The sequence below is a fragment of the Streptomyces sp. NPDC025833 genome (genome assembly GCF_055558055.1).
Genome location: NZ_JBVHNF010000018.1, coordinates 190,420 through 198,289 on the forward strand (window position 1 = coordinate 190,420; position 7,870 = coordinate 198,289).

Annotated in this window: 6 protein-coding genes and 1 pseudogene; all 7 read left to right on the forward strand. The window is 70.0% G+C overall.

Translation table 11 applies throughout. The features are described from left to right. Window positions 1-122 precede the first annotated feature (122 nt). Window positions 123-3,077: a M14 family metallopeptidase gene (locus tag ACZ4K2_RS29630; RefSeq protein WP_467469682.1), complete on the forward strand. Its 2,955-nt coding sequence runs from the start codon at window positions 123-125 to the stop codon at window positions 3,075-3,077. 298 nt (window positions 3,078-3,375) lie between these two features. Then, a complete protein-coding gene (gap, locus tag ACZ4K2_RS29635) occupies window positions 3,376-4,383 on the forward strand; it encodes a type I glyceraldehyde-3-phosphate dehydrogenase (RefSeq protein WP_467469684.1) in 1,008 nt (335 codons plus the stop codon). A gap of 135 nt (window positions 4,384-4,518) precedes the next feature. Next, window positions 4,519-5,730 (forward strand): phosphoglycerate kinase, encoded by a 1,212-nt coding sequence (locus ACZ4K2_RS29640; RefSeq protein WP_467469687.1) that lies wholly within the window; start codon window positions 4,519-4,521, stop codon window positions 5,728-5,730. A 5-nt stretch (window positions 5,731-5,735) separates the two neighbouring features. Next, the gene (gene tpiA / locus ACZ4K2_RS29645) at window positions 5,736-6,512 is read left to right on the forward strand and encodes a triose-phosphate isomerase (protein ID WP_467469689.1); all 777 of its coding nucleotides are present in this window, start codon (window positions 5,736-5,738) and stop codon (window positions 6,510-6,512) included. Between the two features lie 108 nt (window positions 6,513-6,620). After that, window positions 6,621-6,857, forward strand: a complete 237-nt coding sequence (gene secG, locus ACZ4K2_RS29650) for a preprotein translocase subunit SecG (protein WP_467469691.1) — start codon at window positions 6,621-6,623, stop codon at window positions 6,855-6,857. A gap of 235 nt (window positions 6,858-7,092) precedes the next feature. Next, a complete protein-coding gene (locus tag ACZ4K2_RS29655; protein WP_003957010.1) occupies window positions 7,093-7,428 on the forward strand; it encodes an RNA polymerase-binding protein RbpA in 336 nt (111 codons plus the stop codon). Window positions 7,429-7,658: 230 nt separating this feature from the next. Continuing rightward, a pseudogene (locus tag ACZ4K2_RS29660) lies at window positions 7,659-7,870 on the forward strand (glucose-6-phosphate isomerase); the annotation flags it as partial.

Here is a 7,870-nt window from a genome sequence, read left to right on the forward strand (position 1 = left end):
GGCCCGTTCGGGTGATCGGCGCCGGCCCGCGCGTGTCCGTGCGGCGGTCTTGACTCGATCATCGTGTGACATGAGCCTGGCAGCCTGTTCGCCGCTGTGGCGGACCACCTCCAGGGGGGTTCATGAGACACAGAGCGAGATCGATCCTCGCCCTCGGCGCGCTCCTGCTCGGCGGAGCGAGCCTCGCACCCACAGCCCAGGCACAGAACGAGCACCCGGCGGGGCCCGGCCCGGACGAGGTCAGGGTCTTCCGCGCCGACGTCACCCGGAAGCAGATTCCCCTGCTGCTGGAGGCCGGCCAGGACGGCCGTGAACTCGGCGAGCGGCTGACCGGGGGCGGCAGGGCCGCGGTGGAGGTCTACCTCACCGACAGGCAGGCCGACCGGCTGCGCGAACGGGGCGTGGACCTCACCGAGCAGACCCTCTCGGCGAAGGCGCGGACCCGGGTCGAGGACGCCGCCCAGCACGTGTTCCGGCCGTACAGCGGCAGCGGCGGACTGCGGGAGGAGATCCTGCGCACCGCCCGGGACCATCCCGGCCTCACCAAGGTCGAGTCCATCGGCAGGACCGTCCGGGGCCAGGACATCCTCGCCGTCAGACTGACCAGGGACGCGAAGAGGTCGCGGGACGGCTCCAAGCCGTCCGTGCTGTACATGTCCAACCAGCACGCCCGCGAGTGGATCACGCCGGAGATGACCCGGCGCCTGATGCACTACTACCTGGACCACTACGGCACCGACAAGCGCGTCAAGAAGCTCGTCGACTCCACCGAGCTGTGGTTCGTCCTCTCCGCCAACCCCGACGGCTACGACTACACCTTCCAGGACCCCGCCAACCGCCTGTGGCGCAAGAACCTGCGCGACGTCAACGGCGACGGGGCGATCAGCACGGGCGACGGCGTCGACCTCAACCGCAACTTCGCCTACAAGTGGGGCTACGACGACGAGGGTTCGTCACCGAACCCCACCAGCCAGACCTACCGCGGCGCGAGCCCCGAGTCCGAGCCCGAGACCCGGGCCCTGGACGCCTTCGAGAAGCGCGTCGGGTTCCGGTACGCGATCAACTACCACTCCGCGGCCGAACTCCTCCTCTACGGCGTCGGCTGGCAGGTGGCCACCCCGACCCCGGACGACGTGCTCTACGAGGCGCTCGCCGGCACGCCCGAGAAGCCCGCCGTCCCCGGCTACCACTCGCAGCTCTCCTCCGAGCTGTACACCACCAACGGCGAGGCGGACGGGCACGCCTCGAACGTCAACGGCCTGGCGATGTTCACCCCCGAGATGTCGACCTGCCGGACCGCGGCGCGCGTCGACCCGGACGACGCCTGGCGGCCCGAGGACTGCCAGTCGGACTTCAACTTCCCCGACGACGAGAAGCTGATCCAGCAGGAGTTCGAGAAGAACGTCCCGTTCGCGCTGTCCCTCGCCGAGACCGCCGCGCACCCCGACCGGCCGTCCTCCGCGGTCGGGCTGGGCGCCGCCGACTTCACCCCGGCCGCGTTCGCCACGTCGTACTCCCGCGGCGCCGACCAGCAGGTCTCCGTGGTCGTGCGCAAGGCGGTCCGGGACAAGGAGCTGAAGTACCGCGTCAACGGCGGGCGCACGCGCGACCAGGCGCTCAGGCCCTGGAAGGGCGGACGGACCTACGGCGGCGAGGACAACCTGTACTTCGACGAGTACCGGGCGAAGGTGCGGGACGGCGAGCCGGGCGACCGGGTCGAGGTCTGGTTCACCGGCGAGACCGCGGCCGGCCGGAAGGTCGCCAGCTCCCACTTCACCTACACGGTCGCCGAACGGCCGAAGGCCGACACCCTGGTCGTCGCCGAGGAGGGCGCGGCCGCGACCCGGGCGCAGACGTACGTGGACGCGCTGCGGGCGGCTGGCCACCGCGCGACCGTGTGGGACGTGGCCACCCGGGGAGTCCCGGACGCGCTCGGCGTGCTGGGGCACTTCCGCACGGTCGTGCACTACTCGGGCACGACGGGCCCGGCCAACCCCACCCAGCTCCGGCTGCGCGCCTACCTCAACGAGGGCGGCCGGCTGATCGAGGCCGGCGAACTGGCCGGCGGCAGCGTCGACCTCGGCGACGGCACCCTGTCGAACGACTTCAGCCAGTACTACCTGGGCGCCTACAGCCGTACGTCGACCAAGGGGGCCACCGGGTTCACCGGCTCCGGCGCGCTCGACGGCGCCGGCGGCGCGCTCGGCGACGCGCCCGGCAACCCGCTCGACAAGGCCGGCACCTACGGCGTCACTTCCGACGAACTGCCCGTCGCCACGTACCCGCAGTTCGAGAGCGCGGGCGCGGGCACCTTCGCGGGGACCGCCAATCCGTACGGGCCGTACGCGGGCCAGGGCATGGCCGCCGCCGTGCACACCGACGACGCCTACAAGCGCCTCACCCGCACCATCGACCTCACCGGTGTCACCGCCGCCGAGAAGCCGGCCCTGAACACCCGGCTGCTGTGGGACACCGAGCCCGGCTACGACCACGCGGTGGTCGAGGCGCACACCGCGGGCGCGGACGACTGGACGACCCTGCCGGAGGCCGGAGGGGCCACCAAGGCGGCCGTGCCGGCCGAGTGCGGCGCCGGCTTCCTGATCGGCGAGCACCCCTGGCTGAAGCACTACCTGACGCTCACCGGCACCACCTGCGCCGCGACCGGCACCACCGGCGCCTGGAACAGCCTCACCGGCAGCTCCGGCGGCTGGCGCCAGGTGAGCTTCGACCTGAGCGCGTACGCCGGCAAGACCGTCGAACTCTCGCTCGCCTACGTCACCGACCCCGGCAGCGGCGGGCACGGCGTCCTCGCCGACGACGCCTCGCTGGTGGTCGGCGGTACGGCGCGCGAGACCGAGGGGTTCGAGTCGTCCCTCGGCGCCTGGCGGGCGGCCGGACCGCCCGCGGGCAGCCCGGCGGTGCTGAAGAACTGGGCGCGCACCGGGGCCCTGTTCCGGACCTACGGAGCGGTCTCCACGGACGACACCGTGCTGCTCGGTTTCGGACTGGAGCAGATGCCGTCGGCGGCCGATCGGGCGGCCCTGCTGAGGAAGTCGTTCGAGGCCCTCGACAGGTGAGCGGGACCCCCTCTCAACGGTGCGCGGACGGCGTGTCGATCAAGTGAGCCGACCCGCTCACGAACGAGTGAAAAAGGCGCCTAGAGTGCCCGGCATTCCGTGACGAAAACGGATGAAACCACTGTCGATCCGAGGCGGTCCGTACCTCTACTGACGGGTACGGACTGCCTGCCCGTGTATGCGGCATCTCGATGTCACTACGGGGCCCGCAGAGAGGTAGGGTCGGTGGTGGTCGGGGACATCCCAAACAGAGCTCGCCGGCACCGCATGGCCGGCGTACCAACGAGGAGATCGGTTCGTGACGATCCGCGTAGGCATCAACGGCTTCGGCCGCATCGGGCGTAACTACTTCCGCGCCCTGCTGGAGCAGGGGGCGGACATCGAGGTCGTGGCCGTCAACGACCTGGGTGACACCGCGACCACCGCCCACCTGCTCAAGTACGACACGATCCTGGGCCGTCTCAAGCAGGAGGTGTCCCACACCGCCGACACCATCACCGTCGACGGCCACACCATCAAGGTGCTCTCGGAGCGCAACCCGGCCGACATCCCGTGGGGTGAGCTGGGCGTGGACATCGTCATCGAGTCCACCGGCATCTTCACCAAGAAGGAAGACGCCGAGAAGCACATCGCCGGCGGCGCGAAGAAGGTCCTCATCTCGGCTCCGGCCAAGGGCGAGGACATCACCATCGTGATGGGCGTCAACCAGGAGAAGTACGACCCGGCGAACCACCACGTCATCTCCAACGCCTCCTGCACCACCAACTGTGTGGCGCCGATGGCGAAGGTCCTCGACGAGAACTTCGGCATCGTCAAGGGTCTGATGACCACGGTGCACGCGTACACGAACGACCAGCGCATCCTGGACTTCCCGCACAAGGACCTGCGCCGCGCCCGTGCCGCCGCCGAGAACATCATCCCGACCACGACGGGTGCCGCGAAGGCCACCGCCCTGGTCCTGCCGCAGCTCAAGGGCAAGCTGGACGGCATCGCCATGCGCGTCCCGGTCCCGACCGGCTCGGTCACCGACCTCGTCGTCGAGCTCGGCCGCGAGGTCACCAAGGAAGAGGTCAACGCCGCCTTCCAGAAGGCCGCCGAGGGTGAGCTGAAGGGCCTCCTCGACTACACGGAGGACCAGATCGTCTCCTCCGACATCGTCAACGCCCCGGCCTCCTGCACCTTCGACTCCTCCCTGACCATGGTCCAGGAGGGCAAGAACGTGAAGATCATCGGCTGGTACGACAACGAGTGGGGCTACTCCAACCGCCTCGTGGACCTCACGGTCTTCGTCGGCAACCAGCTCTGATCGCAGACAGCGGGACCGCGAAGTGAGAGCAGGGCCCGGGCAGCGCACGGCCGCGCTGTCCGGGCCCTGTCCCGCGTACTGACCACGTCCTCTTACGATCAGGTGCACCACGAGCCCTCCTTTGGAGTCCACTCAATGAAGACGATCGACGAACTTCTCGCCGACGGCGTGAGCGGCAAGCGGGTCTTCGTCCGCGCCGACCTCAACGTGCCGCTGGCCGACGGGACGATCACCGACGACGGCCGCATCCGCGCCGTCCTGCCCACCGTCAAGGCCCTCGCTGACGCGGGCGCCAAGGTGGTCGTCGCCTCGCACCTGGGCCGCCCCAAGGGCGCCCCGGACCCCGCGTTCTCCCTCGCCCCGGCCGCCTCCCGGCTGGGCGAACTCCTCGGCTCCGCCGTGGCCTTCGCGACCGACACTGTCGGGTCCTCCGCCCAGGAGACGGTCGCCGGCCTCGCGGACGGTCAGGTGGCCGTCCTGGAGAACCTGCGGTTCAACCCCGGCGAGACGGCCAAGGACGACGCCGAGCGCGGCGCCTTCGCCGACCGGCTGGCCGCCCTCGCCGACGTCTACGTCGGTGACGGCTTCGGTGCCGTCCACCGCAAGCACGCCTCCGTCTACGACCTCCCGGCCCGGCTGCCGCACTACGCCGGCCACCTGATCGCCACCGAGGTCGGCGTCCTGAGGAAGCTCACCGAGGACGTCAAGCGCCCCTACGTCGTGGCGCTCGGCGGCGCCAAGGTCTCCGACAAGCTCGCCGTCATCGACGAGCTGCTCAGCCGGGCCGACCGGCTGCTCATCGGCGGCGGCATGGCCTACACCTTCCTCAAGGCCAAGGGCTACGAGGTCGGCATCTCCCTGCTCCAGGAGGACCAGGTCCCGGTCGTCACCGAGTACCTGCGGCGCGCCGAGGAGCAGGGCGTCGAACTGCTGCTCCCCGTCGACGTCGTGGTCTCCCCGGAATTCCCGGACCTGAAGACCAAGGCGCCGACCGAGCACACCGTGGTCGACGCGGACAAGATCCCCGCCGACCAGGAGGGCCTGGACATCGGCCCGAAGACCCGAGAGCTCTACGCCTCGAAGCTCGCCGACGCCGAGACCGTCTTCTGGAACGGTCCCATGGGCGTCTTCGAGCACCCCGACTACGCCGAGGGCACCAAGGCGGTCGCCCGGGCCCTCGTCGACTCGCACGGCTTCACCGTCGTCGGCGGTGGTGACTCCGCCGCGGCCGTGCGTACGCTCGGCTTCGACGAGAACGCATTCGGCCACATCTCGACCGGAGGCGGCGCCTCCCTCGAATACCTCGAGGGCAAGACGCTCCCCGGCCTCGCCGCACTGGAGGACTGACCTCGATGAGCACGCGCACGCCGCTGATGGCGGGCAACTGGAAGATGAACCTCAACCACCTCGAGGCCATCGCGCACGTCCAGAAGCTCGCCTTCGCCCTGGCCGACAAGGACTACGAGGCCGTCGAGGTCGCCGTCCTGCCGCCCTTCACCGACCTGCGCTCCGTGCAGACCCTGGTGGACGGCGACAAGCTCAAGATCAAGTACGGCGCCCAGGACATCTCGCGGCACGACTCCGGCGCCTACACCGGCGAGATCTCCGGCCCGATGCTGGCCAAGCTGAAGTGCACGTTCGTGGCGATCGGGCACTCCGAGCGCCGCCAGTACCACGACGAGACCGACGAGATCGTCAACGCCAAGGTCAAGGCCGCCTACAAGCACGGCCTGACCCCGATCCTGTGCGTCGGCGAGGAACTGGACGTCCGCGAGGCGGGCGACCACGTCAGCCACACCCTCGCGCAGGTCGAGGGCGGCCTGAAGGACCTCCCGGCCGACCAGGCCGAGACCGTCGTGATCGCCTACGAGCCCGTGTGGGCCATCGGCACCGGCAAGGTCTGCGGCGCCGAGGACGCGCAGGAGGTCTGCGCCGCCATCCGCGCCAAGCTCGCCGACCTGTACTCGCAGGACGTGGCCGACAAGGTCCGCATCCAGTACGGCGGCTCGGTGAAGTCGGGCAACGTCGCCGAGATCATGGCCCAGGCCGACATCGACGGCGCCCTGGTCGGCGGCGCCTCGCTGGACGCCGACGAGTTCGTCAAGATCGTGCGTTTCCGCGATCAGTAGGACGCGCTGTGAGTAGGCGGTAGCGGCGATACGTCGTACTCTTGCGGGGGCGCAGCGGAGGTGCTGTGCCCCCGTCGTCCATCCGAATCCGAGGAAGTTGGTCCAGCCGTGGTTTTGGGGTTCTCGATCGCCCTGATCGTCTTCAGCCTGCTGCTGATGCTGCTGGTGCTGATGCACAAGGGGAAGGGCGGCGGCCTCTCCGACATGTTCGGCGGCGGCATGCAGTCCTCCGTCGGCGGCTCCTCGGTCGCCGAGCGCAACCTCGACCGGATCACGATCGTGATCGGTCTGTTCTGGTTCGCGTCCATCATCGTCCTCGGCATGCTGATGAAGACGAACAGCTGACGCGATCCCCGCGGTGACCCGGGCGCATGTCCGGAACAATTCGTATATCCCACACGTAAAGCCCCGTGTTCGGTACGCGCCCGTGAGCGCGGCCTATCATGGGGCTTGCGTCTTGGTGCGGGGGCCGGTAACTCCAATCACTGGACGCGCGTTGGGCCTTACGTAGACTGAGGCGCTCGCAGCGAAGCGAAACGCCGACTCGCTTGGCGGCACCATCACGCAGGGAGTTACGACCGTGGCAAGTGGCAACGCGATCCGAGGAAGCCGGGTCGGGGCGGGGCCGATGGGCGAGGCCGAGCGCGGCGAGTCCGCGCCGCGTCTGCGCATCTCCTTCTGGTGCTCCAACGGGCACGAGACGCAGCCCAGCTTCGCCAGTGACGCGCAGGTCCCCGATACCTGGGACTGCCCGCGCTGCGGCTTCCCGGCCGGCCAGGACCGGGACAACCCGCCGGACCCGCCGCGTACCGAGCCATACAAGACGCACCTCGCGTACGTGCGGGAGCGGCGCAGCGACGCGGACGGCGAGGCGATCCTCGCGGAGGCGCTCGCCAAACTGCGCGGCGAGATCTAGGAGTTCACCGGCCGGGTGCCCGAGGGCGCCCGGCCGGAGCCTTGTCTGCCGCCCGGCGCCGGCCGACGGTCCGCGGTGCCCCACGGCTGCCGTCTCCCGCGCGGCCACCGGCCCGTGAGCCCTTCCGCGGTCGCAACTCCCGGGCGGTGTCCCGGCCCTTGTCCCGCATGCCGATCAACTAGGTTGGGACCGGCAGCGGGACAGGTACCGAGAGAGGGCTGAAGTCGGACATGAACGCAGACGGCCGCACCAGGCTCGACCAGATGCCCGAGTGGGCGGCCCTCGCCGATCACCGGGACCGGAACCAGCCGCACCTGCGCGAGTTGTTCGCCGCGGATCCCGGCCGCGCGGAGCGGTATGTGGTGCGGGTCGGTGATCTGTACATCGATTACAGCAAGCACCTGGTCACGGACGAGACCCTCGCGCTGTTGCGGGAGCTGGC

Coding starts and splice junctions, on each gene's coding strand:
- tpiA (WP_467469689.1), top strand. CDS start 5,736: ATGAGCACGCGCACGCCGCTGATGGCGGGCAACTGGAAGATGAACCTC.
- ACZ4K2_RS29640 (WP_467469687.1), top strand. CDS start 4,519: ATGAAGACGATCGACGAACTTCTCGCCGACGGCGTGAGCGGCAAGCGG.
- ACZ4K2_RS29630 (WP_467469682.1), top strand. CDS start 123: ATGAGACACAGAGCGAGATCGATCCTCGCCCTCGGCGCGCTCCTGCTC.